This is a genomic window from Henriciella sp., from assembly GCF_049649345.1.
Classification (GTDB): Bacteria; Pseudomonadota; Alphaproteobacteria; order Caulobacterales; family Hyphomonadaceae; genus Henriciella.
Map to the genome: position 1 here is coordinate 1 of NZ_JBARZC010000609.1, position 2,739 is coordinate 2,739.

The 2,739-nt window shown below is 65.1% G+C and carries 3 protein-coding genes; all 3 read left to right on the forward strand.

The window, feature by feature from the left end:
- Positions 1–139 precede the first annotated feature (139 nt).
- Complete coding sequence (locus WA989_RS16980) at positions 140–625, forward strand: (2Fe-2S)-binding protein (protein ID WP_424341664.1); 486 nt, start codon at positions 140–142, stop codon at positions 623–625.
- On the forward strand, positions 622–1,671 hold the full coding sequence (locus WA989_RS16985; RefSeq protein ID WP_424341665.1) for an FAD binding domain-containing protein: 1,050 nt from the start codon (positions 622–624) through the stop codon (positions 1,669–1,671). Before WA989_RS16980 ends, WA989_RS16985 begins: the two co-directional genes overlap by 4 nt.
- A 2-nt stretch (positions 1,672–1,673) precedes the next feature.
- Positions 1,674–2,739: xanthine dehydrogenase family protein molybdopterin-binding subunit (locus tag WA989_RS16990; protein WP_424341666.1), on the forward strand; the 1,066-nt coding region annotated here is incomplete at its 3' end.

The window sequence follows — 2,739 nt, forward strand, 5'->3', positions numbered from 1 at the left end:
ATCGACGCGCACGCGCTGCCGCCGGGCGGCCCGATCGGAATGGCGCCCTACGAGACCTGCTGGCACTGCGACTAGGAAACGGCCCCCCCGGCTTCGATTTTCCTTGAACCGGGCCGCGTCTCCGCTAGGGTTCCGGCTGATGTCCCTCTCCGTATCCCTGAAAATCAACAACCAGCCGCACACGGTCGACCTCGAAGACGCCCGTCCGACCCTGCTGGATGTGCTGCGTGAGCGCATTGGCCTCACCGGCACCAAGAAAGGCTGCGACCGTGGCCAGTGCGGTGCCTGTACGGTGCTGGTCGATGGCAGGCGCGTGAATAGCTGCCTCGCCCTCGCCATCAGCCATGAGGGAGCGGAGATCACCACGATTGAAGGCCTCGCCGAGGGCGATGAGCTACACCCTGTCCAGGCCGCCTTTATCGAGAATGACGGCTTCCAGTGCGGCTATTGCACGCCCGGCCAGATCATGAGCGCGGTCGGCCTGTTTCGCGAAGCCGGGACCGATCTCGACGCCGAACAGATGCGCGAGCTGATGAGCGGCAATCTCTGCCGCTGCGGGGCCTATGCCGGGATATCAGAAGCCCTTGGCGACGCCCAGAAGCGGCTCGCGGAGAAAGGCTCATGAATGTCTTCGATTATGTCCGGCCCGAGACGATTGGCGATGCGGTTTCTGCGAGCGCCAAACCGGGCGCGGCCTATCTCGCCGGTGGGACCAATCTGCTCGACCTGATGAAGGTCGGCGTCAGAGCGCCGGCGACTTTGGTCGACATCACGCGCATTCCGGACCTCCGCGAGATCACCGCGCTCGACGATGGCGACTGGCGCATCGGCGCGCTTGTGCCTAACGCCGATCTTGCCCGTCATGAAGGCTTCGCCAAGGCTTTCCCCGCCGCCGCGGAAGCCCTCCTCTCAGGCGCCTCGCCGCAGCTACGCAACGCGGCCACGCTCGGCGGCAATCTCATGCAGCAGACGCGCTGCCCCTATTTCTATGACACGGCCAGCGCCTGCAATCGCCGCGAGCCAGGCAGCGGCTGCGATGCGCTCGACGGGGAGACCAGCAAGCACGCCATCCTCGGCTGGACTATGACCTGCATGGCCACCCACCCATCAGACCTCTGCGCTGCGCTGATGGCGCTTGATGCCGTCATCGAAATCGAGGGGCCGACCGGTAAACGCGACATCGCGATCGACAGTTTCTACGCCCTTCCGGACGAGACGAATGCCGGCGGCGCTGAGCTCTCGCCCGGCGAACTCATCACCGGCATCCGCCTGCCCGCCAGCGGCCGCGATTTCGCCTGCCATGCGCGCTATCTGAAGGTCCGCGACCGCACCTCCTATGCCTTCGCGCTGGTGTCGGCTGCGGCCATGCTCGACGTGCAGGACGGCACGATAAAAGACGTGCGGATCGCGCTCGGCGGCGTCGCGGCCAAACCCTGGCGCGCCCGAGAGGCTGAAGCGCAGCTCAAAGGCAAAGCGGCGACTGGCGACGCTTTCGATGCCGCCGCCGAGACCGCCCTCTCCGGCGCTACCCCATCCGGCGACAATGCCTACAAGATCACCCTCGCAAAACGGCTCGTGAAGAAGGCGCTGAACGCGGCTCTCAGCGGTACGCCAGACCGGATGCCGGCTTTGCCCGGCTCGGTCTTTTCAACCCGGAAAGAGAGGGCATAGACATGGCCGATACACCGCCCCTCGCTGCCGGCCATACCCGCCTCGGCTCGAATGCCGGCCAGCCCATGACGCGCCGCGACGGCATCGCCAAGGTGACAGGCACGGCGAACTATGCCGCCGACAACCGGCCGGACAAATTGCTCCACGCGGTCTATGTCGAAAGCACGATTGCGCGCGGCAAAGTCACCTCGCTTGATGTCGAGGCCGCGCTTGCCCATCCGGGCGTCGTCCATGTCATGACGCCGGACAATACCCCGCCGCTCTCGCATGATCCGGACGACACATCGCTCCCGTTCAGCGCGAAGATCGACGTCCTCCAGAACTCGAATGTCCGCTATGCCGGCCAGCCCATCGCACTTGTCCTTGCCGAGACGCTGGAAGCGGCGACCGAAGGCGCGCGGCTCGTCAAAGCCGAGTACGAGACAGAACCCGCCCGCATCGGCATCGATGGCGGCGAAAAATTCGATGCGCCCTATGTCGGCATGGGGACGAACAAGGCCTTCACCAAGGGCGATATCGAGGCTGAACGCGCCAAAGCCCAGCACACAGTCGAAACCCGGATCGACACGCCGCTGCAATACCACAACGCCATGGAAACCCATGCCATCGTGGCGACGTGGGACGGAGACAAGCTCGCCGTCGATATGCCGAACCAGGCGATCGGCCTTGCCCGAAATGGCATCGCCACTTATTTCGGTCTCGACCCTGAAAACGTCACGCTGCGCTCGCCTTTCCTCGGCGGCGGTTTTGGCTCAAAGGCCGTCCTGCATGGCCCGTCCGTGCTGACCATACTCGCTGCGCGGGAGATGAAGCGCCCGGTTAAACTGTCCCTCAAACGCACCCAGATGTTCGGCCCTGTCCAGCATCGCAGCGGCACGCGCCAGACGGTTCGCATCGACATGGACGCCGACGGCAAACTCTGCGCGCTCGAACACACGGCCGATGTCACCACGAGCAGCTTCGACCTTTTCCTCGACGGCGCGGCCAATTCCGCGCTCAGCCTCTATGCAAGCCCTGCCATCGCCGTCAGCCACCAGGGCATCCGCGTCGACACGGGCACGCCCGGCG

Coding starts and splice junctions, on each gene's coding strand:
- WA989_RS16980 (WP_424341664.1), top strand. CDS start 140: ATGTCCCTCTCCGTATCCCTGAAAATCAACAACCAGCCGCACACGGTC.
- WA989_RS16985 (WP_424341665.1), top strand. CDS start 622: ATGAATGTCTTCGATTATGTCCGGCCCGAGACGATTGGCGATGCGGTT.